At 58.4% G+C, this 25,559-nt stretch carries 25 protein-coding genes and 1 pseudogene; 10 read left to right on the top strand and 16 right to left on the bottom strand.

Annotation, left to right across the window (positions count from 1 at the left end):
• The 4 genes from ACSPX5_RS01915 to rpoE form a co-directional block, all read right to left on the bottom strand.
• A complete protein-coding gene (locus tag ACSPX5_RS01915; RefSeq protein WP_169429254.1) occupies positions 1–1,449 on the bottom strand; it encodes a DegQ family serine endoprotease in 1,449 nt (482 codons plus the stop codon).
• 206 nt (positions 1,450–1,655) lie between these two features.
• On the bottom strand, positions 1,656–2,618 hold the full coding sequence (locus ACSPX5_RS01910; RefSeq protein ID WP_439820856.1) for a MucB/RseB C-terminal domain-containing protein: 963 nt from the start codon (positions 2,616–2,618) through the stop codon (positions 1,656–1,658).
• 8 nt (positions 2,619–2,626) lie between these two features.
• A complete protein-coding gene (locus ACSPX5_RS01905; protein WP_011332903.1) occupies positions 2,627–3,214 on the bottom strand; it encodes a sigma-E factor negative regulatory protein in 588 nt (195 codons plus the stop codon).
• Between the two features lie 31 nt (positions 3,215–3,245).
• The gene (gene rpoE, locus ACSPX5_RS01900; RefSeq protein ID WP_003172477.1) at positions 3,246–3,827 is read right to left on the bottom strand and encodes an RNA polymerase sigma factor RpoE; all 582 of its coding nucleotides are present in this window, start codon (positions 3,825–3,827) and stop codon (positions 3,246–3,248) included.
• A gap of 558 nt (positions 3,828–4,385) precedes the next feature.
• Between rpoE and nadB the strand changes: the two genes are divergently transcribed.
• Positions 4,386–5,993, top strand: a complete 1,608-nt coding sequence (nadB, locus tag ACSPX5_RS01895) for an L-aspartate oxidase (RefSeq protein ID WP_439820855.1) — start codon at positions 4,386–4,388, stop codon at positions 5,991–5,993.
• Between the two features lie 310 nt (positions 5,994–6,303).
• On the opposite strand, the gene ACSPX5_RS01890 is transcribed toward nadB, so the two are convergent.
• From ACSPX5_RS01890 to ACSPX5_RS01865, 6 genes are all read right to left on the bottom strand, one after another.
• Positions 6,304–6,831: a hypothetical protein gene (locus ACSPX5_RS01890; protein WP_439820854.1), complete on the bottom strand. Its 528-nt coding sequence runs from the start codon at positions 6,829–6,831 to the stop codon at positions 6,304–6,306.
• 288 nt (positions 6,832–7,119) lie between these two features.
• Complete coding sequence (locus ACSPX5_RS01885) at positions 7,120–8,115, bottom strand: hypothetical protein (RefSeq protein WP_439821996.1); 996 nt, start codon at positions 8,113–8,115, stop codon at positions 7,120–7,122.
• Between the two features lie 52 nt (positions 8,116–8,167).
• A complete protein-coding gene (locus ACSPX5_RS01880) occupies positions 8,168–8,563 on the bottom strand; it encodes a hypothetical protein (RefSeq protein ID WP_439820853.1) in 396 nt (131 codons plus the stop codon).
• A 779-nt stretch (positions 8,564–9,342) separates the two neighbouring features.
• Positions 9,343–9,879 carry a hypothetical protein gene (locus ACSPX5_RS01875; protein WP_439820852.1) on the bottom strand — a complete coding sequence of 179 codons (537 nt, stop codon included), beginning with the start codon at positions 9,877–9,879 and terminating at the stop codon, positions 9,343–9,345.
• Positions 9,880–10,013: 134 nt separating this feature from the next.
• The gene (locus ACSPX5_RS01870; protein ID WP_439820851.1) at positions 10,014–10,829 is read right to left on the bottom strand and encodes a TIR domain-containing protein; all 816 of its coding nucleotides are present in this window, start codon (positions 10,827–10,829) and stop codon (positions 10,014–10,016) included.
• A gap of 86 nt (positions 10,830–10,915) precedes the next feature.
• The gene (locus tag ACSPX5_RS01865) at positions 10,916–12,376 is read right to left on the bottom strand and encodes a tyrosine-type recombinase/integrase (RefSeq protein WP_439820850.1); all 1,461 of its coding nucleotides are present in this window, start codon (positions 12,374–12,376) and stop codon (positions 10,916–10,918) included.
• A gap of 43 nt (positions 12,377–12,419) precedes the next feature.
• Here ACSPX5_RS01865 and ACSPX5_RS01860 point away from each other — a divergent pair.
• Positions 12,420–12,611 (top strand): annotated as a pseudogene (locus ACSPX5_RS01860) (L-aspartate oxidase); the annotation flags it as partial.
• Here the strand turns inward: ACSPX5_RS01860 and ACSPX5_RS01855 are convergent.
• The gene (locus tag ACSPX5_RS01855; protein WP_169429251.1) at positions 12,580–13,032 is read right to left on the bottom strand and encodes a protein YgfX; all 453 of its coding nucleotides are present in this window, start codon (positions 13,030–13,032) and stop codon (positions 12,580–12,582) included. The pseudogene ACSPX5_RS01860 and the gene ACSPX5_RS01855 sit on opposite strands and share 32 nt — an antisense overlap.
• On the bottom strand, positions 13,016–13,270 hold the full coding sequence (locus tag ACSPX5_RS01850; RefSeq protein WP_065257636.1) for a succinate dehydrogenase assembly factor 2: 255 nt from the start codon (positions 13,268–13,270) through the stop codon (positions 13,016–13,018). The genes ACSPX5_RS01855 and ACSPX5_RS01850 overlap by 17 nt, the downstream gene beginning before the upstream one ends.
• Positions 13,271–13,419: 149 nt before the next feature.
• Here ACSPX5_RS01850 and ygfZ point away from each other — a divergent pair, with 149 nt between their 5' ends.
• Together ygfZ and ACSPX5_RS01840 are read left to right on the top strand one after the other, a co-directional pair.
• Positions 13,420–14,361: a CAF17-like 4Fe-4S cluster assembly/insertion protein YgfZ gene (ygfZ, locus tag ACSPX5_RS01845; RefSeq protein ID WP_439820849.1), complete on the top strand. Its 942-nt coding sequence runs from the start codon at positions 13,420–13,422 to the stop codon at positions 14,359–14,361.
• Between the two features lie 35 nt (positions 14,362–14,396).
• Positions 14,397–15,218, top strand: a complete 822-nt coding sequence (locus ACSPX5_RS01840) for an HDOD domain-containing protein (RefSeq protein ID WP_439820848.1) — start codon at positions 14,397–14,399, stop codon at positions 15,216–15,218.
• Positions 15,219–15,221: 3 nt separating this feature from the next.
• Here the strand turns inward: ACSPX5_RS01840 and ACSPX5_RS01835 are convergent, their stop codons facing one another.
• Both ACSPX5_RS01835 and ACSPX5_RS01830 read right to left on the bottom strand, forming a co-directional pair.
• Positions 15,222–16,607 carry a sensor histidine kinase gene (locus ACSPX5_RS01835; RefSeq protein ID WP_169429248.1) on the bottom strand — a complete coding sequence of 462 codons (1,386 nt, stop codon included), beginning with the start codon at positions 16,605–16,607 and terminating at the stop codon, positions 15,222–15,224.
• Positions 16,600–17,271: a response regulator gene (locus ACSPX5_RS01830; RefSeq protein ID WP_169429247.1), complete on the bottom strand. Its 672-nt coding sequence runs from the start codon at positions 17,269–17,271 to the stop codon at positions 16,600–16,602. The genes ACSPX5_RS01835 and ACSPX5_RS01830 overlap by 8 nt, the downstream gene beginning before the upstream one ends.
• 237 nt (positions 17,272–17,508) lie before the next feature.
• Here ACSPX5_RS01830 and ACSPX5_RS01825 point away from each other — a divergent pair, with 237 nt between their 5' ends.
• Genes ACSPX5_RS01825 through ACSPX5_RS01805 form a run of 5 tightly spaced genes read left to right on the top strand, consistent with a single transcriptional unit; the run spans position 17,509 to position 22,884 of the window.
• Positions 17,509–18,801, top strand: a complete 1,293-nt coding sequence (locus tag ACSPX5_RS01825) for an OprD family porin (protein WP_207867719.1) — start codon at positions 17,509–17,511, stop codon at positions 18,799–18,801.
• Positions 18,802–18,840: 39 nt separating this feature from the next.
• Complete coding sequence (locus ACSPX5_RS01820; RefSeq protein WP_169429245.1) at positions 18,841–19,818, top strand: Bug family tripartite tricarboxylate transporter substrate binding protein; 978 nt, start codon at positions 18,841–18,843, stop codon at positions 19,816–19,818.
• A 58-nt stretch (positions 19,819–19,876) separates the two neighbouring features.
• Positions 19,877–20,335 (top strand): tripartite tricarboxylate transporter TctB family protein, encoded by a 459-nt coding sequence (locus tag ACSPX5_RS01815; protein ID WP_169429244.1) that lies wholly within the window; start codon positions 19,877–19,879, stop codon positions 20,333–20,335.
• 1 nt (position 20,336) lies between these two features.
• The gene (locus ACSPX5_RS01810; RefSeq protein WP_085729996.1) at positions 20,337–21,851 is read left to right on the top strand and encodes a tripartite tricarboxylate transporter permease; all 1,515 of its coding nucleotides are present in this window, start codon (positions 20,337–20,339) and stop codon (positions 21,849–21,851) included.
• Entirely contained in the window at positions 21,844–22,884 is a 1,041-nt protein-coding gene (locus ACSPX5_RS01805) for an AbrB family transcriptional regulator (protein ID WP_207867718.1), read from the top strand. The genes ACSPX5_RS01810 and ACSPX5_RS01805 overlap by 8 nt, the downstream gene beginning before the upstream one ends.
• A 66-nt stretch (positions 22,885–22,950) precedes the next feature.
• Here ACSPX5_RS01805 and ACSPX5_RS01800 read toward each other — a convergent pair whose 3' ends face one another.
• Positions 22,951–23,397, bottom strand: coding sequence for a hypothetical protein (locus ACSPX5_RS01800; RefSeq protein ID WP_439820847.1), 447 nt, complete (start codon positions 23,395–23,397; stop codon positions 22,951–22,953).
• Between the two features lie 158 nt (positions 23,398–23,555).
• Entirely contained in the window at positions 23,556–24,251 is a 696-nt protein-coding gene (gene ung / locus ACSPX5_RS01795) for a uracil-DNA glycosylase (protein ID WP_323161595.1), read from the bottom strand.
• Between the two features lie 133 nt (positions 24,252–24,384).
• On the opposite strand from ung, the gene ACSPX5_RS01790 reads away from it, so the two are divergent.
• Positions 24,385–25,497, top strand: a complete 1,113-nt coding sequence (locus tag ACSPX5_RS01790) for an enoyl-CoA hydratase/isomerase family protein (protein WP_323161594.1) — start codon at positions 24,385–24,387, stop codon at positions 25,495–25,497.
• Positions 25,498–25,559: the final 62 nt, after the last annotated feature.

Genomic DNA, 25,559 nt, shown 5'->3' with positions numbered 1-25,559 from the left:
TCATTCAGCCAGTTTGAAGGTGATGAAGCTGGCACGACCCTGGCGCAGAACCCGCATCGACACGGAGCGATTCTTCGGCAGCGCCTTGGCGATCTCGGAGAACTCCTTGGCAGAACCAATGGCCTGATTGTTCAGGTGAGTGATGATGTCGCCTGGCTGCAGGCCGATCAGGGCTGCAGGACCGTCCTGCACCTCCTTGATGACAACACCGCCCTTGAGATCATAGGTTTTCTTCTGCTCGGCGCTCAGTTCAGCGACCGATACCCCAAGACGATTGCTGTTAGTCTCGACACCGGACTTCGGCAAGGCATCCAGCTCCTTGTCTTCGTCAGGAATAGCGCCGACCGTCAGCTCGATATTCTTGCGCTTGCCTTCACGAATCACTTCCAGATTGGCCTTGGCTCCAGCCTTCAGCGCGCCGACCAGATGAGGGAGATCAGCAGACATGACGATCGGTTGGCCGTTCATGCTCAGGATCACGTCGCCCACTTGCAGGCCGCCCTTGGCAGCGGGACCGTCATCCTGGATCTGAGCCACCAGCGCACCGGCCGGTTTTTCCAGACCGAACGACTCGGCCAGATCCTTGTTCACTTCCTGAATGACCACACCCAGCCAGCCACGGCTGACCTTGCCACCGCTTTTCAGCTGATTCGATACATCCATGGCAACGTCGATCGGGATGGCGAACGAAACGCCCATGAAGCCACCGGAACGGGTGTAGATCTGCGAGTTGATCCCCACCACTTCACCGTTCAGGTTGAACAGCGGGCCACCGGAGTTACCCGGATTGATCGGCACGTCAGTCTGAATGAACGGCACATAGTTTTCGTTTGGCAGGCTACGGCCAACGGCGCTGACGATGCCTTGGGTCACAGTATGGTCGAAGCCGAATGGCGAACCGATCGCTACGACCCACTGACCGGCTTTCAGATCCTGGGATTTGCCGAGCTTCAACACGGGCAGGTCCTTGCCTTCGATTTTCAGCAGGGCCACGTCAGAGCGCGGGTCGGTGCCGATCAGCTTGGCTTTCATTTCACTGCGATCCGCCAGACGAACGAGGATTTCGTCAGCATCGGCAATCACGTGATTATTGGTCAGGATGTAGCCATCGGGCGAGATGATGAAGCCCGAACCCAGCGACTGCGCTTCGCGCTGGCGATCACCGCGCGGCGAACGCGGCTGCGGTGGCATACCTCGCTCGAAGAACTCGCGCAGCATCGGCGGCAAGCCTTCCAGATCAGGCATCTGCTGGTTCACTTTGCGATCCGGCAGTTTTTGCGTGGTACTGATGTTCACCACCGCAGGCGAGGCCTGTTCGACCAACTGGGTGAAATCCGGCAGATTGACCGGACTGGCCGCTTCAGCCGCATTGACTGCCGGGACAGCCTGACCGAGCACCAGCACGGCGGTGATGATGGAGAGATAAGACTTCAAACTTGGTATCGACATACAGCTCCCGTTACGACGAGCAGGGTTAAGCGATATGGAGCAAGGAACACCGGAAACCACAGGCCGGCATTTTTGTTCCGGGAACAACAAACAAGGCCAGAGCCGAGAGGCTCTGACCTATAAAAAATTTTCGGATTATTTGCAAATGAAAATGCTCAGCAAACATTTCATGTCTCGAACACGAAGCGGAAACTGCTGAAATCAGCTCACTGCTTGCTGGTTGCAGCGCCATCATTGCGTATCGACAAGGCAATCCGCTCGGCAGTACCGATTGGAATTTCGCCGACCACCGTCACCATCATCTCACCCTGTGGCGTCGTCAGACGGCGAGATACGGCAACCGTAGGACCCAGCTGAGTCCGGGTATCCGTGACCACGGCTCCGTTCAGCGGTTCCAGAAAGACCGAGAAACGCGCCAGACCATCGTCATACAGCAAGCTGTTGACCTGGGTTTTGGTGTCCGGATCCCTGTGCGAAGAACTGCTGGTGAGTTCGAAACCAGGTGGCAACCAGTCAGATCGCCAGACCTGTGCGGTCTTGACGGCAGAAGCCTTGTCACTGTCGAGGTTGACAGGTTTGCAGTCGGAGGCGGCCTGAAGATCCTTGTCGGATGGAACCTCGGCAGTATCCAGTCGTGTGAACTGGAACCGTTCAAGTAACTGCCCCTTGTCGTTGAGCAGCAACGACTTGAGTGGCAACCCCGTTTCCTTGTCCAGGTGCAGTTCGAACCCGTAGCGATACTGATCTCGTGGCGTCAGCGATACGATGACCGCGTCACGCCCGGCCACACGCGACTTGCCGATCACGGCAAGCTCATACCAATTCTTCAGCTTCTGAGGATCGAGAGGACGAGCGGCAGAGTTTGGAGAATCTCCCAGCCCCGCAATCAGGGTACCGCTGACACATTGAGTATGCCCATCAATGCGCACGACTTCCTGCGCCGAACCGTCAAGCTGGAGCAACCGCTCGCGAACCTGCCCGTTCTGGACACGATGCCAGATGCTGTGAGTAGAGAAGCTACCGTTACGCTCGTAAACGAATGTGCCGTGAAAGCTTTGCTGCTGCTCGGCCTGGCCCAGGCGGATCAGCCAATCCTGGGCCTCATCGGCGTGGGCTGGAACAATGAACCAGCCACTGAGCAGAAGCGAAAGTAGAGGTATGGCGCGCATGATCCTCCTTAACGGTTTTCCAGACTGGCTGCCCGTGCATAAGGCAGTGCGCTTTCAGTACCTTTCAGCGCAGCTTGCTGAGCATGTTGACGCAGGTAACCCGGCAAACGCTGATCGTGCCAGCCTGGCTGGCCTTGCAGCACGCCATTGGCCATAGGACCAGTGGCTTCAGAACTCTCATTGTAGCCTGCCAGTACCGCCGGCCCTTTGACCTGAGGAGTAGCCAACACTGGCTGATTGGACTGCTGCGCCAGTTCAACACCTGCGATTTCGTCCTGGTTGTACAGGCGGACACCTGCCAGAACGGCAACGGTTACCGACGCTGCAACGGCCAGACGTCCAAGGCTGCGCCATGGTCCGCGAGAGACCTTGGCAGGGGTGGCTTCGTCTTCCAGTGCAGCAGAAACCGCCGCAGCGAGATCCAGGCGTGGAAGCAGCAGATCCTTGTGCATGGCTGCCCGAGCGATCTGGTAACGAGCCCAGGTTTCGCGTGTTTCAACATCATCCAGTGCGTTGAGCACTCGACGCAATTCCAGTTCGTCCGCTTCGTTATCCATCACTGCGGACAGCGATTCCTGCAGGGCTTCCCGACTCATGGCGTTCCTCTCTTGGCTGTCGCCGCTGTCTTTAGTTTTCCTGCAACAACGGCTGCAGGGCTTTATCGATGGCCTCCCGGGCGCGGAAAATCCGGGAGCGCACGGTACCAACCGGACATTGCATGACGCTCGCGATGTCCTCGTAACTCAGACCATCGAATTCACGCAAAGTTAAAGCCGTGCGCAAATCCTCTGGAAGTTGCTGAATGGTTCGATGGACGGTGCCTTCGATCTCATCCCGCAGCAATGCACGTTCTGGAGATTCGAGATCCTTCAGGCCGTGATCGCCGTCATAGAACTCTGCATCTTCGGAGCTGACATCGCTATCCGGCGGCCGGCGGCCGCGTGAAACCAGATAGTTTTTCGCCGTGTTGATGGCGATACGGTACAGCCACGTATAAAAGGCACTGTCTCCGCGAAAGTTTCCAAGCGCTCGATACGCCTTGATAAAGGCTTCCTGCGCAACGTCCTGGGCTTCATGGGTGTCGTGCACGAAACGCACGATCAACCCGAGAATTTTGTGCTGATACTTCAACACGAGCAGATCGAAAGCTCGCTTGTCGCCACGCTGAACGCGCTCGACCAGCTGCTGATCCTCTTCCTGGGTTAGCATGAACACTCCTCGATAAACTCAGAGGAGGCTTGCATGACCAAACGACCGGACTTGCAAACATAGACTCGGGCTTTTCGCAAAAGTTCTCCCCCTCCAAGCAAGTTTCCTGCGGGCTCTGATTTGGCACGCACGAAAAACGCAGCGCGGGATAAACCGGCTGCGCGAATAATCTTTTCATCGGCTCACCGGCGAGAATCCAACCGCAGATTCCGCGTTGAAGCCGACACTGTCCCTTGTCTCAGGCAACTGTCTATTGATCTTGAGCCTTTGGCAAAAGTTCCAAATATTTATAGCCGGGTAAAAGCGACATTGGGCAACCGAGGGCGGAAAAAGCGTGTTTCATCTGCGATACAGTCGCCTTTTCCGAAAACCCATGAAAAAAACTTCCGACAAAGCGTCGGTATTTTGTCGTCAGGATAGTTTCACAATGCCATACCAGCCCGGCTATTGTGCCGCTCCACCCCTCTATATACTAGTGGGCTGTGTGGCTGTCTCGACTCGCCCCTCCGCCTGTCTTGCGCCAACCCCGACCCGGGTCGCTTTGAGCGGAATCCTGAAATGAGCCAACAGTTTCAACACGATGTCCTGGTAATTGGCAGCGGCGCTGCCGGTTTGAGTCTCGCGCTGACCCTGCCCGGTCACTTGCGCATCGCGGTACTGAGCAAAGGCGATCTCGCCAACGGTTCGACCTATTGGGCCCAGGGTGGCGTCGCGGCCGTGCTTGACGACACCGACACCGTCGAATCCCACGTCGACGACACGCTCAATGCCGGTGGCGGTTTGTGCCATGAAGATGCGGTACGTTTCACTGTCGAGCACAGCAAGGAAGCGATCCAGTGGCTGATCGACCAAGGCGTGCCGTTCACCCGTGATGAACAATCCGGGACTGAAGACGGCGGATTCGAATTCCATCTCACCCGCGAAGGCGGCCACAGCCATCGCCGCATCATCCATGCCGCCGATGCCACCGGCGCCGCGATTTTCACAACCTTGCTGGCCCAGGCCAGACAGCGTTTGAACATCGAACTGCTGGAGCAGCGAGTCGCGGTGGACCTGATCACCGAGCGCCGCCTCGGGCTGGACGGCGACCGCTGCCTCGGCGCCTACGTGCTCAATCGCAAGACCGGCGAAGTCGATACCTACGGCGCTCGATTCGTGATTCTGGCTTCCGGCGGTGCCGCCAAGGTCTACCTCTATACCAGCAACCCTGACGGCGCCTGCGGTGATGGCATCGCCATGGCCTGGCGCTCGGGTTGCCGCGTGGCGAACCTGGAATTCAATCAGTTCCACCCCACTTGCCTGTATCACCCGCAGGCCAAGAGTTTCCTGATCACCGAAGCCCTGCGCGGGGAAGGCGCACATTTGAAACTGCCGAACGGCGAACGCTTCATGCAGCGCTTCGACCCACGCGCCGAACTGGCGCCACGGGACATCGTCGCTCGCGCCATCGACCATGAAATGAAGCGTCTGGGTGTCGACTGCGTCTACCTCGACATCAGCCACAAACCCGAAGCATTCATCAAAACGCACTTCCCGACGGTTTACGAGCGCTGCCTCGGATTCGGCATCGACATCACCAAGCAGCCGATTCCGGTCGTCCCGGCAGCGCACTACACCTGCGGCGGCGTGATGGTTGACCAGCAAGGCCGCACCGACGTGCCTGGTCTGTACGCCATCGGCGAAACCAGCTTCACCGGCCTGCACGGTGCCAATCGCATGGCCAGCAACTCACTGCTGGAGTGCTTCGTCTATGCCCGCTCTGCCGCCACGGACATTCTCGAGCAATTGTCCGACGTCGCCATCCCGCGCGCCCTGCCCGCCTGGGATGCGAGCCAGGTGACCGATTCCGACGAAGACGTGATCATCGCGCACAACTGGGACGAGTTGCGGCGCTTCATGTGGGACTACGTCGGTATCGTGCGCACCAACAAACGCCTGCAGCGCGCACAGCACCGCGTGCGTCTGCTGCTGGACGAGATCGACGAGTTCTACAGCAACTACCGAGTAAGCAGAGACTTGATTGAACTGAGGAACCTTGCTCAGGTAGCTGAACTGATGATCCAGTCAGCGATGGAACGCAAGGAATCTCGGGGTCTGCACTACACGCTGGACTATCCAGAGATGCTGCCAGAGGCGAAGGATACGATCCTTACACCGACCAGATGAGGCACGTTAGGAGACCTGAGCCTAGCACGCTAAGCCCCCGTTTTGTACCAGCTTTGGGCCATATTTGTCCCAGCTCTGGGGTCTCTATCGCCCGCCCATGAGGATCTCTTCGGCGCCTGTGCGGGTCTGTGCGAGGGTCTACGGGGGAACCTTGGCAGTCAGTATGAATGAGGTGGTCTTTCAGATTTTTCTGTCAGATTCTCATTAAGAGGTCTTGAAGTGCCCGTACAGCCAGTAGACCACATGAACAACCACGCAGACCCAGTAGGCAGCCTGTAGGTTGTCCATTAGGTTCTCCTTGGGGATTCGATTAGATGGCCTTGAGGCCAAGCTGAGCTGCTCGTGCCGGTGTCAGGTTGCCCTTTGCTACAGCAGCATGCAGACCCTTTTGGGTGTTCTTGTGGGGAACCTTAAGAGCCTTCCAGTCACAGCGATCATTGAATACATGGCGATCAAGGATTGCAGCGCTATGGTCATTTCCCATGCTGCGCATCTTGTCGGCCACCAGCAAGGCAACCTCAGGCATCTCAAGGATCGCCTCGAAGGCGTCATAGACCATGTCCTTAAATTCATCGGAGACCCAGCCAGCGAACTCAATGGTTGCTCGTTTGGTCGCGAGGGTCTGAGCAGCACGGCCTTGGATGACCTGCAAATTTTGCATGTCTAAAAACCGCTGAGCTTGCTTGGTTCGCCACTGTGCTGGTGCTTTACCCTTGGCTAGCTTCAAGGTCTGCCAGATGTCAGTCAAATCCCACATACCGAAGTCGTTAGCCTTGAAGGCCTGACCCTCGATGATGATGACGTGGGAGGCGTGCTTGTGTTGGATGTCGATTGTCATTTCATGATTTCCTTTTGTTTGCTCTCTGAGTTCGCTCCCACAGACCAGCACACAGGCCCCATGACGGGCTCTGATCGGTGGCTTAGAGAGCAAACAGAAAGACTGTGTTTGATGGATGCCCAGCGACGGGCGAAGGGTTGAAGCGAGGTTGACTGGCTTTGATACGGATTACGGTTGCCTGTCCCCGATGGTGAGGGTTTTTGATTGCTGGTGAAGCGAGGCCCCTGCCGGTCCCTCTCGGGTCGGTCTTACGGGGCTCTTTACGATCAGCTCAGTAGCGAGCTAAAGCTACGCCAAGGTGATGCGGGTAATCATCGGGAGGGCCACAGCCTCGGTCTGGAGACCATCAGCGGTCAGCTTCACACGGACTTTGCCGTTAGCAACGATGTCCACGGTAGCCATGATTTCAACGTCCCAGCACTGGTGGGCACCGTTGCGGGTCGCTTGGATCTTCCACACGTCACCGTTACGGCCTTCGCGATAGCTCAGCGAGGTGAACAGCTTCGGCAGCAGGAACAGACCATAGTCAGTGCCCGAGTAAGGCTGCACAGAGGCGCCGATAAGGCTCTCAATATCCTCTACTCCAGCACGCTGAGCAGCCCGCTCAAGAACGCCCAGTAGCGACACAGGAAGCAAGACCACGAAGTCAGACAGCGAACTGCCTACGGTCTGGTTAATGTGCAGCGTCAAGATGTCGATGAGGTCCTCAGCGATCACGGCAGGTTTGCCAGTAGGCTTGGGCTCACTGACGCTTTCGGTGCTCGGAGCTGTAGCCAGAATGCCAGCGATCTTGCCAGCGGCCTCATGCTCGATGTCTCGTAACAGCTTCTCACCGGTCTGGTGCAAGGAGCCCTCAGTGAAGCCCGCCATTAGGTTGTGGTCGAGGATGGTGAAGCGCTTGCTGATTACCAGAGCTTTATCGGTGGGCTCGGTGAAGATCACAGACCCGGCCAGGACTTCGCCCTTCGAGATGGTCTGGTTATCCCAGTTCTTACGAGGGTCAAAAGTGACGGAGCGATCAGCCATCGTGATGATTTGCTGACCGGTCGCCTCAGAGCCAGCCGGACGGAATTCACAAGGCGTATGTTCGATTGCCGCTTGGCGCCACTCATCACCGTTGAGGTAATCGTCGAGCGCCTCTGTAAGGGCTTCCACGTAGACGGACACGTCGGTGGCCGCTTGGGTCTCCACACGGACATCAGCAGTATTGAAGCGAATCGACCCGTTTTGACTATCAGTGATAGCAGTGCTGTAGGTCGATGGTTTGACGTATTGGTTAGGCATTTTCACGGGAATAGTTCTCCTGAATTAGATGAGTGAAGGGGACGGTCTGGGGTTACCAGCCAGAGTTACGCGAGGCAGCACGGACACGCTCGCCTTGTTCACGGATGGCAGCAGCACGGGCATCTCTTTCAGCTTTCGCTTGGGCCAGTTCGCGGGGAGTCCGCTCGCGTAAACGCTCAGCACGCTCGTCAGCTTCTCGCTGAAGTTGCTCACGGGTCTCTTTCTGCTCCCGCTTGGTCATGAAGTAGACCTGAGCGTCCTCTTGGATGGCCTTGAGGGACAAACCGGCTTCCTCGAAGGCTTTGATAACGCCGAACTTGGTGCCGTTGTTCCGGCCACACTGGGCCATCAACAAGGGCAACATGACGCTTTCGACGTACTCACGATTGAGGGTCTGCCCCGACACAGTTACTTCGTTCTTCAGGACTTTAGTGATTGTGATGTTCATGGGTTTGGATCTCCTATGAGGTGACCCTTTGATCGACCTTGGCGCCATAGACGCGCACGACAAGACGGCAAGGAGGGAGCCGCATGGGCATCTTCCAAGGTCGATCAAAAGGTTCTTGGTTTGGGTTATGTGGCTAATGCTGGATCAGGACATGGCAAGCCTGACGGCATCTAAAGGACAACCGTGGCGACGGCTGGGAACTGCTGCTATCGAAGGGAATTATTTTTGAGGAGTATTTCTACCCGGTAGCCATAGTGAGGGTTTTTAACGACACCTTGACGGCGCCTTCATTTCGCGAGTGAGATTAGGTCAGTTCCCGTCAAGGGAATCTTCAAGGGCACCGAAGCGAGTGCCTGAAGGCAGACTTCATGGGCGACCAAATGGGACAGCCTCTCAGCAGTCTTTGCGGAGCATTTCAACGCGACCTCATGGAGCAAGGCGTCTTTGTCAAAGGTGACGATCCCAGAACAGTAGGTCCTATAGGCAGCGTTTCGATTGCTGAGGATGCGACGAAGCTCAATCAATTGAGGCCGTGAAGGTGCAGGGAAGACCAGAGACAACATAGTCAAGTCGTCTTCAGTTAGTTTGGAGGTTGCTGGACAGGTGATAACAGAGGTCATGGAAGTTCTCCTTTGCGATGTTCTTTAAGATTCCTTTCGAGGAGGGGTGATTATTATCACTACCCCTCTCATCAATGAGCGGGTCGATAAGGGTTCTGTTATCTGGTCGATTGCTATGGTCGATTGGGTGTCCTAATGGTTCTTATAAGTATGCGGCATTTAATCAGAGGCGCTCTCAGCCCCCAGCGTCCTCAGGTCATGGTGCAGCTTTGCGAGGTCTTCAGGACTTGGCGGCTCAAGCTGGTCTTCCCAGTCATTGACTCGGGTGTCGGCCTTTAGGAAGCCATAGCGCATCTCGTGGCTGAGGGCATCTGGGCGACTCTTAATAAGGTAGGGCATCGCTAGTTCAATGGCCTTCACGTAACGCTGAGCCTGTCGGAGACCCAGCCTATATTGATCCATGACGGTGGCCGCTGAGACGACCTCAAGTTCCGCAAGGATGGCTACGAGGCGTTTCACTGACAGGGGCTTAGATGAGCCACCAGACCCGATAGGCCTGTCATGCCAGTCCAGCCGAGCGATGCCCTCAAGGATATCCATGGCGAAGGAAGGATATTGGCCGTAGTCAGTGGTCGGTCCAATAAAGCCGTGGAGCAGGTTGATGATGATCTTGGTGGGGCGGCCTCGGACACGCTTAGGGATGGCGAGCGATGCGGTGGTGATGACCTCATATTGCGCAGGGTTGTAGCTGGTCATTGGAAGGGGCCTCGTGTGGTAGGTTAGCCACAGTGAGGGTTTTTAACGACAGCGAAATTTGGCGAGACCAATTGTTAGTATTCGGTAAGATATCGCCAGTGCTCGGGGCCACGACCGGCCCCTTGCAGCATAATTCAGAACGGTACGTCTTCTTCCTCTTGAATTTGTGAAGCTGTCTGGTAAGTCAGCGCCTCAAACTTCTCGTAAAGTTCGGATATTTTCGAGGATTCATCTTTGTATTTTCTTGCAATGAAACGTACCGAGCGAGACATTTCTTTAAGCAAGTCTAAGGACTGCTCGTAACCACCTATCTCTTGCGCTTCCATTTGATGTATAGCGATGAAAGATTCTAATAGCTCTTCGAGAGCCTTGGTGGGAAGACGAGAAGCCTGCCGAGTCGACCGAGTCAAAAGCAAAATCTCATCTAAGACCTCTCTATCGTTTCGTACGGGACCGTCAACGATAGTTATTGAGGACAGAATCTCATTAATTCTTTCCTCAAGGTCTGGCCACCATTTTTCAAAGACGGAGTCCAAAGTTTTTACAGGTAATTTTTGCTCGCCAAGCCTTCCATTAATTACCGTTATTAGCTTATGAAAATCAGTTTTAGTAAACTCGGTTGTTTGGAATTGCTTTAGAGGGCCGGCGAGGTCTGCATTGTTAATACCGAACAAAATAGGACATACAAAACTCTTATCAAGACTCTTTGATAGAGCGCCCGCCTCAAAAAGAATCCAATCGCTATGGATATTATCCCTTGTGATACAGAGAATCCCGAGTTCAGAACTTGAAAGCTCTTTTGCAATATCACTGGCCCATCGACCGCCCTTCTCTATGTCAGCAGGTGTGAAGTAGGGGGTTACAAGCTGCAAAACTCCCGGTAGCCAATCTCGTATTGCCTCTGCTAACCGCTTACTTACCGGACCCGACCAGCTAATGAATACCTTCATGAAACTTTTCCATTACTAAAAAATTCCATCATAGCAGCGCGAAATAGCTTTTTGCCACCAATCCAGTGACGGCCATTCGCCCCCCTCTACCTCAGCAATGCAACCCTCAATGCCTCAGCCATACGGCCAATCTCCACAGCACTCCCAGCCCCATAAAGGTCATAGCTGATTGACCCTGACGAATGCCCCAAGATCGACTCAGCAGTTCCCACAGGAACCTCAGCGGCCTTCAAGGCACCAGCCAAAGAATGTCGTAACGAATGGAAAGTCTGGGTGCGGTCGGCCTTCAGGCCCAAGACATCCCGAAGTGCCCCATTGAGTAATCCCGAGAATTGCCCTGCACCCAGCTTGAACAACTGCGAGTCGGCCTTCTCGACAAACCCAAGGAATGCCTGAAGGTCGAACCCGTAGGCCCCATCGGTCAGCGGTACGACACGGAGCGCATTCTTGGTCTTGGCTGTCTTGCCATCGTTCCTATTGATGTCGATGACCCAAATGCCATTGCCGTCAGTGCCTGGGATCTTCTTGACGTCAGCCTTGGTGAGCTGCCTCAGTTCCTCAATACGAGTCCCAGTGATGACCCCAAGAGACAATGCCCAGCGCTGCCACGAGCTCTCCGGGAGCGTATTGGTGTGGACCATAAGCGTCTTTACCTGATCCTGAGAGAACGCCTCACGGGAGCTATCGGCGCCTTTGGTAGGCTTAAGGCCTTTATCGAAGCTCTTATCGATGTAGCCATTATGAACAGCCCAATCCATGACAGTGGTAAGGCGGGTCAGTATCTTCTTCACGGTGGACGCTGAGCGATCCTCAAGAAGTCTCTCCTTCAGCGCCACCATGTCAGCCCGTGTGTGGGTCTTCAGGTCAAGCTCACCCAGAACAGCAGCTATAGAGCCACAAGAAGACCTTATGTCCCTCATGGTGCTTGTCTCTACGTGTTCCTTGCGTTCCTCCATGTAAAGCTCAGAGATGGCCTTAAAGGTCAGCGGCTTGGAGGCTTCAGACGATAATACAGATAGGGACGGACGAAGGGCTACAGACGTGCCACAAGGTTCGCCTTTGAGTTCTCTAACGATCTCGACCAGTTTCCCCGGCCTCCCATTCAGGCGCTCCTGAGATGCCTCAATGATCTCCAACGCTTTGCCCACTGCTCGTTGTTGGTTCAGGCTCAAGGACATCTTGGCGCTGGCCTCACGGAGCGCTTCATGATGCTCATCGTGGATCATCTCGTAGGCCACCAACGAGCTATCCCCATGCGCCATCGTCAAGGACGACTCGGCTATGTCTACCAGACGCTCACGGAGTTCATCCCAAGTCGCCTCAGGGTTGTCGAAGTGATAAGCCTTGAGGGTCTTGAGGATGTCCTTCGAGATGTTCATAGCGGTGGCCTTGTCGGTAGTTCTGAGCGAAAGCGTGAAGAAACCTGTATCAGTGCCTTGAGGGCGAAGGCGAAGGTAATAGCGACCAGACCGGCGATAGTGGTATGGCTTGGCGAGGGCAGTTTGTAACAGGTTTGTCCCAGTTTGGGAGCGGTGGTTGACGGTCATCGGCTGAAACCCCTGTATCCATTGGGTTTAGCCTCAAAGGGTCGAGTTCTACAGCAACTATAAAGTCAGCCGCGACCTGATCGAATTGCGCAACCTGGCGCAAGTGGCGGAACTGATGATCCGCTCGGCCATGGAGCGCAAGGAAAGTCGTGGCCTGCATTACACCCTCGACTACCCGGACCTGCTGCCCGAAGCCCTCGATACTATTCTGGTGCCGCCCACCTACGCCGGCTGAACTTGAGCCGCACCCGCAGGCGTCGGTGCAAATCCGCCGCCTGCGCATCCCGGGGTACACAGATCGATCTGACCCACCGTTCACCGCGCAATCGAAAGCGCAACACCACAATCAACGGCAATGCCAGGCTGTCCGGACGCAACTGCACCGCCTGCCAGCCATCGGCCTGATTCCACAACTGCCAGCCATCGGCATCACGACGCAATCGGCAGAAAGCTTTGGGATGACTCAGCAGAATCTGACGGGGCAATACCCACACAGCATGGATCAGACAGGCGACCGCCCCGAGCAGGCTGGCCCAGAAAGGCAGGACAAGCAGAAACAGAGCGCACAGGGCCAGCGCCTGGGCCAGGAGATACGCCGCCAGCAACTGCCGTGAGGCATGCCAGCGGCATTCAAACGTATTACTTGGGCTGGACACGATCCAGAATCATGCGAACCATGCGCTGCAGCTCAGGATCTTCAGACTCGCTGCGCTCCATGAACCAGCCGAACATGTCCTGATCCTCGCATTCCAGCAGGCGGACATACAGCGCGCGATCCACCTCGTTCAGATTCGAGTAGACCTCTTTCACAAACGGCACCAGCAACACGTCAAGCTCGAGCATGCCGCGGCGGCTGTGCCAAAAGAGGCGATTCAGTTCAACTTGTTCGACCATGGAGCGCTCCTCAAATAGGCCGCAAGTATACAGGCCCGAGGCGGGCCGAACAGTCGGCTTTGGTCGGGCGCCACCGATCCTTTATGAACTACCCATTTCAACACCACCCCCTTATGATGTGCCCCAGTCTATTTACCCTGCGATGACCCATGGCCGATTCTGCTTTTTTCTGCACCCTCTCTCATGAAGGCGTTCTCGCGGTTCGCGGCGCGGACGCCGGCAAATTCCTGCAAGGCCAGTTGACCTGCAATATCAATTACCTGAGTGATGACCGGGCCAGCCTTGGTGCCCGCTGCACGCAGAAAGGCCGGATGCAGTCGAGTTTCCGCATCGTGCTTGAAGGCGACGGCGTGCTGCTGGCCATGGCCGGCGAGCTGCTGGAGCCACAACTGGCGGACCTGAAAAAGTACGCGGTGTTCTCCAAATCGAAACTGACCGACGAAAGCGAGTCATGGGCGCGCTTCGGTCTGGAGCATGGGGATGCAGCCCTGAGCAGCCTGGGTCTGGAACTGTCGGCGGACACCGACAGCGTGGTTCGCCACGAAGGGTTGATCGCGATTCGCGTCTCCCCCGACCGTGCCGAACTCTGGGCGCCAGCCGATCAGGCCGACGCCATCAAAGGCAAGCTGTCTGCGCAATTGACCGAAGCCGAACTCAATCAATGGCTGCTGGGCCAGATCCGTGCCGGTATCGGCCAGGTCATGCCGGGCACCCGCGAACTGTTCATTCCGCAGATGCTCAATCTGCAAGCGGTCGGCGGCGTGAGCTTCAAGAAAGGTTGCTACACCGGGCAAGAGATCGTTGCGCGCATGCAGTACCTGGGCAAGCTCAAGCGTCGCCTGTACCGCGTGCAACTGGACGCCAGCGAGTTGCCGGAGCCCGGCACCCCGCTGCTCGCTCCGAGCCACGGCAGTTCCATCGGCGAAGTGGTGCTGGCCGCCCGCGCCGAAAAGAATATTGAACTGCTGGCCGTGTTGCAGGCCGAAGCTGCCGAAGCGGGCGATTTGCATCTGGGTACGGTCGAAGGGCCGGCGCTGCACTTGCTCGACCTGCCTTACGAACTGGATCGCGACCGCGAAATCCAGCGTTGATCGCAGCATTTGTTGCAACACCCTAGAGAAATGACATGAGTGAGCTGGCGGATAAGGTCCAACAGGATTTGGTTGAGGCCATCGATAACGATGACCTGGTTCTGCCAACGTTACCGGAAGTGGCCCTGCAGATTCGCAAGGCCGCCGAAGACCCGGACATCAGCGTCAGCGACCTGAGCAAAGTCATCGGCCGTGACACGGCGCTCTCGGCACGGCTGATCAAAGTGGTCAACAGTCCCTTGCTGCGCGCCACGCAGGAAGTCACCGACCTGCATACCGCGATCACCCGGCTGGGCGTCAACTACAGCAGCAACCTGGCGATCGGTCTGGTGATGGAGCAGATCTTCCACGCACGCTCCGAGGTGGTGGAACAGAAAATGCGCGAAGTCTGGCGCAAGAGCCTGGAGATCGCCGGCGTCAGCTACGCATTGTGCCGCCGCTATACCCAGCTCAAGCCGGATCAGGCTGCATTGGGCGGGCTGGTGCACCAGATCGGCGTGCTGCCGATCCTGACCTACGCCGAAGACCATTACGAACTGCTGTCCGACCCCGTCAGCCTCAATCATGTGATCGATCACATTCATCCGCTGATCGGCGACAAGCTGCTGCGGGTCTGGGAATTCCCGGAGCGCCTCGTAGAGTTGCCGGGGCTGTATCAGGATCTGAAACGCGAATCGCCACAGGTCGATTACGTGGATCTGGTGCAAGTGGCCAGCCTGTATTGCCACAAAGACACCGATCATCCCCTCGCCCGGATCGACCCGCTCGGTGTTCCGGCCTTTCGCAAGCTCGGGATAGACATCGACAACAAGGCGTTGTGCGAAGATCTGGAAGAATCGCGCTCGATGTTCTACTGAGTCTCAGCCTGCGATAAAACTCACCCGCACCTTCAACCCCACGGGCTCGCCATCGTGCAGGGTAATCTGCGCCAGATGGGCGCGACAGATCTCCCCGACGATCGCCAGACCCAGCCCGGAGCCGGCAACCTGCTGGTTGCGCCGGTAGAAGCGCTCGAATACCCGGTCACGCTCATCCTGAGGAATGCCCGGGCCGTCGTCTTCGACTTCAAGCACGGCCGGCGACAGCACCCGCAAGATCACGTTGCCGCCCGATGGCGTGTGCGCCAGAGCGTTGTCCACCAGATTGCTCAGCAGTTCGTTGAGCAACGTCGGCTCGCCGCGCAGCCAGACCGGCTCGTCCGCTTCCAGCGCCAAAGCCACACCGCGCGCATGAGCCAGAGGCGCCATGGCCATGCCCAGTTCCCGGGCCAACTGGCTCAGATCCAGCAACTGCGCGCCGCCCTCGGCAATCGCCCGGGCACCGTTTTCCACCCGCGCCAGCGACAGCAACTGGTTGGCCAGATGGGTCAGTCGATCAGTGCTTTGTGCCGAAGATTCCAGTGTCTCGCGCCAGATTTGCGGCTCGCCGGAACGAAGCCCCAATTCAAGACGGGCCTTGAGCGCTGCCAGCGGCGTGCGCAGTTCGTGGGCGGCATCGGCGATGAATTGCGCCTGTCGTTCGAACTGCCCACGCAAGCGTTCGGTAAAGTGATTGAGCGCCCGCACCAGCGGCCACAATTCGTGCTGCACCTCCACCAGCGGCAAGGGCCGCAGATCGTCGGGCTGACGCTCCTCGACCGCCGTGCGCAAACGCTCGATCGGTCGCAATGCCGCGCTGACCGCAAACCACACCAGCAACAATGCGCCAATTGCCAGCATGCCCAGCCGCAACAAGGTATCGGCCGCCAGACTGCGGGCCATGCTGACACGCGCTTCGTCGGTTTCGGCGACACGGATTTCCGCCATGCCGTTCATGTTCGGTTCGGTCACCGCTTTCAACAGGCTGACCACACGCACGTTCTGGCCCTGATAGGTGGCGTTGTAAAAACGCGCGAGCGCCGGATAGCTGTCGGTTCTCGGCGTTCCCGGCGGCGGGCCGGGCAGGTTTTCGTAACCGGAAATCAACTTCTGATGGATGTCGTTGACCTGGTAATAGATGCGCCCGGCGCTGTCGTAGGCGAAGGTGTCGAGGGCCACATAAGGCACGTCGGCACTGAGACTGCCGTCCCGCTGCGAAAGGCCGGCGGCGATGGTCCGCGCCGACGCCAGAAGTGTGCGGTCGTAAGCGGTGTCGGCGGCTTCGCGACCGTTCCAGTAAGCGCTCAATCCGCTGGCCAGCATCAATACCACCAACAACAGCGCGAGGTTCCACAGTAACCGCCAGCGCAGGCTGCTGGGCTTATGCATCGCGGCTTTCCAGCAGATAACCCAGGCCCCGGAAAGTCACGATGGCCACTGCATGACCGTCGAGCTTCTTGCGCAGGCGGTGCACGTAGATTTCGATGGCGTCGGGGCTGGCCTCCTCGTCGAGACCGAACACTTGCGAAGCCAGTTGCTCCTTGCTCATCACCCGGCCGGGACGGGCGATCAGCGCTTCGAGCACCGCCTGTTCGCGGGAGGTCAGGGTTAACAGTTCTTCACCGAGGGTGAAGCGCCGGGTCTCCAGGTCATAGGCCAGCACACCACACCGCTGCAGGCGTTCGCCGCCCAGCACACTGCGGCGCAGCAAGGCTTTGACCCGAGCCTCGAGTTCGGTCAGCTCGAAAGGTTTGGCCAGATAATCGTCAGCACCCAGATTTAGCCCGTGGACCCGATCCTTGACGTCGCTGCGAGCCGTCAGCATCAGCACCGGCAGGTTCTTGCCCCGGGCCCGCAGACGCGCCAGCACTTCAAATCCGTCCATGCGCGGCAGGCCGACATCAAGGATCGCCATCGCGTACTCCTCGCTGCCCAGCGCCAGGTCGGCAGCCACGCCATCGTGCAACACGTCCACGGTCAGACCGGTGCTCTTGAGCGCCTGGGCAACGCTTTCGGCCAGTTGCAGATGGTCTTCGACGAGCAGAACACGCATGGAGCTTTACCTCATTCAGGGATGGCCGACGCCATTCTTTGCCGCGGAGTTTACAGCCGCAACCGCCGCTGTGAAGCCCGAAATCCGGGAAAGTCAGCTGAAAGGTTAGCGAAAGGTTAGCCCGTTAGAGTCGGGCCACGGACAGTTCCGACTGCCGTCGCTGATGCCACACAGCGATACGAAAAACGCCTCGAAGCGTTTTCGACCAATAAGAACAATAAACGGAGTACACCTCGCATGCCGTCCTTGCAGACCAAGGCTCTTAAGCCTGTTCGTCCTTCCCGTTTCAGCCCCGCCGCTCTTGCCGGTGCCGCCGCCCTCGCCGGTTTCGCACCGATGAGCTACGCCGATTTCATCGAAGACAGTTCCGCCACCTTCGAAACCCGCAACATGTATTTCAACCGCGACTTTCGCGATGGCACCAGCGCCCAGCAGTCCAAGCGCGACGAGTGGGCACAGGGGTTCATGCTCAACCTGCAATCGGGCTACACCGACGGCACCGTGGGGTTTGGTGTCGATGCACTGGGGATGTTGGGGGTCAAGCTCGATTCGAGTCCGGACCGCACCGGCACCGGCCTGCTGCCGACCCACGATGACGGTCGCGCGGCGGACGAGTACTCCAAACTCGGCCTGACCGGCAAAGTGAAGATCTCCGCCACCGAATTGAAGATCGGCAGCCTGATTCCGGAACTGCCGATCCTCAAGCCGAACGACGGGCGCATCCTGCCGCAGACCTTCGAAGGCGGTTTACTGACCTCCAAAGAGATCAAGAACCTGACCTTCACCGGTGGACGTCTGGAGAAAGCCAAGGACCGCGACAGCACCGATTTCGAGGACATTGCCCTCAACAACAAGAACGGCCGTTTCGCCGGCACCGTCGCCGGCAGGCACTTCGACTTTGCCGGCGTGGACTACAAGTTCACCGACAAGATCACCGGCAGCTACCACTTCGCCCAACTCGACGACGTCTACAACCAGCACTTCTTCGGACTGGTCGCTTCGCGGCCGATGGGACCGGGCACCTTCGCCACCGACCTGCGTTTTGCCGTCAGTGACGATCAGGGCGCAGCCCGTGGCGGCGAGATCGACAACCGCTCGCTCAACGGCCTGGTCAGTTATGCCCTGAGCGGCCACAAGTTCACCGCCGGCTATCAGCACATGTCCGGCGACAGCGCCTTCCCCTATGTCGATGGCAGCGACCCGTACCTGGTCAACTTCGTGCAGATCAACGACTTCGCCGGCGCCGAAGAACGCTCCTGGCAGGCCCGTTACGACTTCGACTTCGCCAGACTCGGCATCCCCGGCCTGAGCTTCATGAGCCGCTACCTGAGCGGTGACAACATCAAGCTCAAGAACGGCGATGAAGGCAAGGAGTGGGAGCGCAACACCGAGATCAAATATGTAGTACAAAGCGGCGCCCTGAAGGACGTTGCCGTGCGTTTGCGTAATGCCACTTACCGTTCCAACTACTCCGCTCGCGATGCCGATGAAGTGCGTCTGCTGGTGAGCTATAGCGTTGCCCTTTGGTAATTCAGTACGTCCATAACAACAACTCCCAAGGAGACTTAGATGAACTTATCACTGCGTAAAGTTGCTCTGGCCGCTGGCGTCATGCTGTTCGCCGGCCAACTGATGGCCGAACCCAAGCGCCCGGAATGCATCGCCCCGGCCTCCCCCGGCGGCGGTTTCGACCTGACCTGCAAACTGGCGCAAAGCGCGCTGGTCAACGAAAAGCTGCTGACCAAACCAATGCGCGTGACCTACATGCCCGGCGGTGTCGGTGCTGTTGCGTACAACGCCGTCGTGGCTCAGCGCCCGGCGGACGCCGGTACGCTGGTGGCCTGGTCCAGCGGTTCGCTGTTAAACTTGGCGCAAGGCAAGTTCGGCCGTTTCGATGAAACCAACGTACGCTGGCTGGCGGCGGTCGGCACCAGCTACGGTGCCATCGCAGTGAAAAGCGATTCGCCCTACAAGACCCTGGATGATCTCGTTCAGGCATTGAAGAAAGATCCGAGTGCCGTAGTCATCGGCTCCGGCGGCACTGTCGGCAGCCAGGACTGGATGCAGACTGCACTGATCGCCAAAGCTGCCGGGATCAACCCACGCGACCTGCGTTACGTTGCCCTCGAAGGTGGCGGCGAGATCGCCACCGCCCTGCTCGGCGGCCACATCCAGGTCGGCAGCACCGACATCTCCGACTCCATGCCGCACATCCAGAGCGGTGACATGCGCCTGCTGGCCGTGTTCGCTGAAAACCGTCTGGACGAGCCGGAAATGAAAGACATCCCTACCGCTCGCGAGCAAGGCTACGACATCGTCTGGCCGGTTGTGCGCGGCTTCTACCTCGGGCCAAAAGTCAGCGATGAAGACTACGCCTGGTGGAAAGGTGCCTTCGACAAACTGCTGGCTTCCGAAGAGTTCGCCAAGCTGCGCGATCAGCGTGAACTGTTCCCGTTCGCCATGACCGGCCCGGAGCTGGACACCTACGTGAAGAAGCAAGTCGCGGATTACAAAGTGCTGGCCAAAGAGTTCGGCCTGATCCAGTGATCGTCTCTGTCTAGCGGCCGTGGCCTCGCGCATCGAGGTCGTGGCCCAGGAGTTCCTCATGCTGATTCAACGCATTTTTGCCTCGGTGTTACTGCTGGCCTGTGCCGGCCTGGCACTGATGGCGTGGCCCTATCAGGCTGCGTTTTCCTACGAGCCGGTCGGCCCGCGGGCGTTTCCTCTGCTGATGCTTGGCCTGATGAGCCTGGCGCTGCTGTACATGGTGTTTCGCCCGGCGCCGATCAAACACAGTGAAGACGAGCCACCGCTGGACCGCGAAACCCTGACCAAGATCGGCATCTGCGTGCTGTTGCTGCTGGTGTTCGCCGGTCTGTTCGAGCCGCTGGGCTTCATCCTCAGCAGCTGCCTGATCGGCGTCCCGATGGCGCGCCTGTACGGCGGCCGCTGGTTGCCCAGCATCGTGGTGACCACGCTGATGGCCATCGGTCTGTACCTGCTGTTCGACCGTCTGATGGACGTACCGCTGCCCCTCGGTCTGCTCGACGTTCTGGAGAACTGATATGGATACGCTCGGATATTTGGGACAGGGCTTCGGCGTCGCGCTGAGCCCGTACAACCTGGTCACGGCGCTGACCGGTACGCTGATCGGCACCGTGGTCGGCCTGCTGCCAGGCCTGGGACCGATTAACGGTGTGGCACTGCTGATTCCCATCGCTTTCGCCCTGGGCCTGCCGCCGGAGTCGGCGCTGATCCTGTTGGCGGCGGTGTACCTGGGCTGCGAATACGGCGGCCGGATCAGTTCGATCCTGCTGAACATTCCCGGCGAAGCCTCCACCGTGATGACCACCCTGGACGGCTACCCGATGGCCCGCCAGGGTCTGGCCGGGGTCGCGCTGTCGCTGTCGGCGTGGAGCTCGTTCATCGGTGCGTTCATCGCCACCTGCGGCATGGTGCTGTTCGCCCCGCTGCTGGCGAAATGGGCGATTGCCTTCGGGCCGGCGGAATACTTCGTCCTGATGGTGTTCGCGATTGTCTGCCTGGGCGGCATGGCCGGTGACCGACCACTGAAGACGTTCATTGCGGCGTTGATCGGTCTGTTCCTGTCCAGCGTCGGCATCGACGCCAACAGCGGCGTGTATCGTTTTACCGGCGACAACATTCACCTGACCGACGGCATTCAGTTCGTGGTGCTGGTACTGGGCCTGTTCTCGATCAGCGAAATCCTTCTGCTGCTGGAGAAAACCCATCGCGGCCAGGAAGCGGTGAAAGCCACCGGGCGGATGATGTTCAACTTCAAGGAAGCGGCGTCGGTGTTCGTGGTGAACATCCGTTGCGGCCTGCTCGGTTTCATCATGGGCGTATTGCCGGGCGCCGGCGCGACGCTGGCCAGTGCCGTGGCCTACATGACCGAGAAACGCATCGCCGGTGCCAGCGGCAAGTTTGGTCAGGGCGACGCCCGCGGCCTCGCTGCGCCGGAAACCGCGATCGGTGCCTCCGCCTGCGGCGCGCTGGTGCCGATGCTCACCCTCGGCGTACCGGGTTCCGGCACCACGGCGGTGATGATCGGCGCTCTGTCGCTGTACAACATCACCCCCGGCCCGCTGCTGTTCCAGCAACAGCCGGACATCGTCTGGGGCCTGATCGCCTCGCTGTTCATCGCCAACATCATGCTGGTGATCCTGAACATCCCGATGATCCGCATCTTCACCCGCATCCTCGCCGTGCCGAACTGGGCCCTGGTGCCGGTGATCGCGATCATTACCGGGATCGGCGTGTACGCCGTGCACGCGACCACGTTCGACCTGTTCCTGATGGTCGGCATCGGCATCTTCGGCTACATCCTGCGCAAACTGGACTTCCCGCTGTCGCCAGTTTTGCTGGGGTTCATCCTCGGCGGCCTGATGGAGCAGAACCTGCGCCGCGCACTGTCGATCTCCAACGGTGCCCTGGAAATCCTCTGGTCGAGTCCGATCACCTTCGGCGTCTGGGTGCTGACCGCGATCATGTTGCTGATGCCGCTGCTGCGCATCTGGCGCAAACGCTCGGCTGCGCAACGCGCCATTGCCGATGTTTGATCGGTCTTCCCTCAAATCCTGGTGGGGAACCCCGCTGGTCGGTCTGCTTGGCGGTTACATCGCCAGCCAGATCGGCTGGCCGCTACCGTGGATGGTCGGCTCGTTGCTGGCGATCATCCTGGTGCGCTGCCTGACTCCGTGGCAATTGGCCGAAATCCCTGGCGGCCGCAAATGCGGCCAGTGGATCGTCGGGATCGGTATCGGGTTGCACTTCACCCCGCTGGTGATGGAGCAGGTGCTCAGCCACTTCGGCTTGATCTTCTTCGGCGCGCTGGTCACCAGCCTCTCGGCGGTGGTCGGCGTGTGGCTGATGCGCCGCACCGGCGAGGATCGCGCCACGGCGTTTTTCTCCAGCATGCCCGGCGGCTCCGGTGAGATGGTCAACCTCGGCGCACGCAACGGCGCGATGCTCAGCCATGTCGCGGCCGGGCAGAGTTTGCGGGTGCTGGTAGTGGTGTTGTGCGTTCCGGCGGCGTTCAAGTATCTGCTGGGCGATGGCGCCCCGACTTCTCACGCCGGCAGCGTCGATTGGCGCTGGCTGGCGATTCTTTTTCCGGCGGGCGGCCTGCTCGCCTGGCTCTGGCAACGTCTGCGTCAACCCAACCCATGGCTGTTCGGTCCGCTGCTGGTCAGCGCGGCAGTGAGCATCGGCTGGGATCTGCACATCGGTTTGCCCAATGGCGGCAGCCAGATCGGCCAATGGCTGATCGGCAGCGGGCTGGGTTGTCACTTCAACCGGCAGTTCTTCCGCCGGGCGCCCTCGTTTATGGGACGCACGTTGATCGGCACGGCGCTGACCATGTTGATCGCGACGTTGGCGGCGTTGGGACTGAGTGCAATGACGCATCTGGATCTGCGTTCGCTGACCCTGGGCATGATGCCCGGCGGGATCGCCGAGATGAGCCTGACGGCGGAAACCCTGCAATTGTCAGTGCCGCTGGTGACGGCGATGCAGGTAATGCGGTTGTTGTTCGTGTTGTTTCTGGCGGAACCGTTGTTCAAGTATTGGAATAGAAACGGGGAATGCCCGTAAATCATGTAGACGCCCAATACGCTTCAAGAACGGAAGAGCATGCCTCGAAGCGTATTCTTGGCCCAATCAGGAAATATCGAGTTTCCCCATCATCACTTCTACCGTTTTACCAGCCGAGCCGATGCGAGCTTTAAATTGAAAATTTGAGGCTTGATAACGCCTACCTTCGGCGACTCCAGTGAACGTGATCTCTCCCTCAAACGCTCGGAAGTATTCTTGGCCACCACTGCCACCACCGTCATCAACGAAATAGCGAACGCCGATACCGCCGGGCCCGAGAGTGTGCTTGCCAATCGCGAGACCTTGTGGTAACTCAAAAATAATCGACGTGAAGAAGACAGAAGTAGCGACCCTACCACCTGCGGTGTAATAGACGCCTTCATTGCGGAGAAAAACATCTTTAGTGTCGATTACGCTCAGAGGGTCGGTTGGATCAAACCGCGTAGTTCTTGCAAAAAGACTTCCCAATGCCTTCGGAAAGGACTTTACATCATCGATGTTCAAATCATTCATGACGATCTCCCGCTCCATTGTTTACCAGCACAGTCGCCTGTGACGCCGACTGCACAACTAAACGCGGGTTTCACCTTTATATCTACTGTCAGAAATAACAGGTAGATGAAGCAATCCGACGGGCGGCTCTCACCACCCGAGAGACTTCAGAAGATTATTTAAACAACCGACGGCAGGCGCCACTCGATCGGCGCTTCGCCGTTCTGCTCTAGGAACTTGTTGGTGCGGCTGAAATGCCCGCAGCCGAGGAACCCGCGATAGGCCGACAGCGGCGACGGATGCACCGAGGTCAGCACCAGATGCTTGGTGGCGTCGATCAGCTTCTGCTTGCTCTGGGCATGCGCGCCCCAGAGCATGAACACCAGATGCGGCTGGCGCTGGCTGACCACCTCGATGATCCGGTCCGTAAAAAACTGCCAGCCCTTGTCCTTGTGCGCATTGGCGTTGGCGCGCTCGACGGTCATGGTGGTGTTGAGCATCAACACGCCTTGATCGGCCCAGCTCTGCAGATAGCCATGGTTGGGGATGTCGATGTTCAGGTCGCGCTTCAACTCTTTATAGATGTTGACCAGCGACGGCGGCGCCGGCACGCCCGGTTGCACCGAGAAGCACAAGCCGTGGGCCTGGCCCGGGCCGTGGTACGGGTCTTGGCCGAGGATGACCACTTTCACCTTGTCCAGCGGCGTCGAGTTCAGTGCGTTGAAGATCATCGGGCCCGGCGGATAGATTTCCTTGCCGGCCGCCCGCTCCTGCTGCAGAAAAGTGCGCAACTCTGCCATGTAGGGCTGGTCGAACTCAGCACGCAGTGCCTCCTTCCAGCTCGGTTCGAGTTTGATACGGTCGTCAGCAGTCATGGTTACATCCGGCAAAAACAATTGGGGCGAACCCTAGGAAAGCCGACCACGCTTGTCAATTGATCTGACGCAGATCCGGCACTTTCCCACGCAGCGGTCATACTGATCGTTCAAATTCCCGATCGAGGTCACGATGAATCTGCACTTCGAAGAACTGACCGGCACCGACGGCGCGCGCATCGGCGTGGCCACTCTGGATGCCGAAAAGTCGCTCAATGCGCTGTCCCTGCCGATGATCCACGCCCTGAGCGACAAACTGAACGCCTGGGCCAAGGATCCGCAAATCGTCTGCGTGCTGCTGCGCGGCAACGGCGCCAAGGCCTTCTGTGCCGGCGGCGAGGTGCGCAGTCTGGTAGAAGCCTGCCGCGCCCATCCCGGCGAAGTGCCGCCGCTGGCTGCGCAGTTTTTCAGCGCGGAATATCGTCTGGATTACAGCCTGCACACTTACCCGAAACCGTTGATCTGCTGGGGCCATGGCTATGTGCTTGGTGGCGGCATGGGCCTGCTGCAAGGCGCGAGCATCCGGATCGTCACGCCGAGCAGTCGTCTGGCGATGCCGGAAATCAGCATCGGCCTGTACCCGGATGTCGGCGCCAGCTGGTTTCTGTCACGACTGCCGGGCAAGCTCGGCTTGTTCCTCGGTCTGACTGGCGCGCACATGAACGGCCGCGATGCGATCGATCTGGACCTGGCCGACCGCTTCCTGCTCGACGAACAGCAACAGGAACTGATCGACGGTTTGTTGCAGTTGAACTGGCAGGAACAGACCGCCATGCAACTCAACAGCCTGCTCAAGGCGTTGCAGCAGGAAGCCGTGGCACAAATACCTGAGGCGCAATGGCTGCCGCGTCGGCAGCAGATCGATGAATGGCTGGATGTCAGCGACGTGATCTGCGCCTGGAAAGCCATCAGCCTGCATCGCGACAGCAGCGATCTGTTGATTGCCCGTGCGGCGAAAACCATGAGTGAAGGCTCGCCACTGACGGCGCATCTGGTCTGGGAACAGATCATCCGCGCCCGCCACTTGTCGCTGGCCGAAGTCTTTCAGATGGAATACACCCTGAGCCTCAATTGCTGCCGACATCCAGAGTTCAGCGAAGGGGTCCGGGCGCGGCTGATCGACAAGGATCACAAACCGCACTGGCATTGGCCGGACATCGCCCGGGTGCCGGACGCGGTGGTCGAGGCGCACTTTCACAAGGTGTGGGAGGGGCGGCATCCGTTGGCGGATCTGTCGCAATACTAAAACCGATCATTGCCCGCGATGGCAGTCTCTCGAGCTCTGTCGCGGGAAGTTTGAGCCAGTTG

Origin of the sequence: Pseudomonas sp. HLG18 (genome assembly GCF_051903985.1) — a bacterium.
Classification (GTDB): Bacteria; Pseudomonadota; Gammaproteobacteria; order Pseudomonadales; family Pseudomonadaceae; genus Aquipseudomonas; species Aquipseudomonas fluorescens_BT.
The sequence above is the reverse complement of the archived record's forward strand: the minus strand, read 5'-3'. Positions and strand labels throughout refer to the sequence as shown.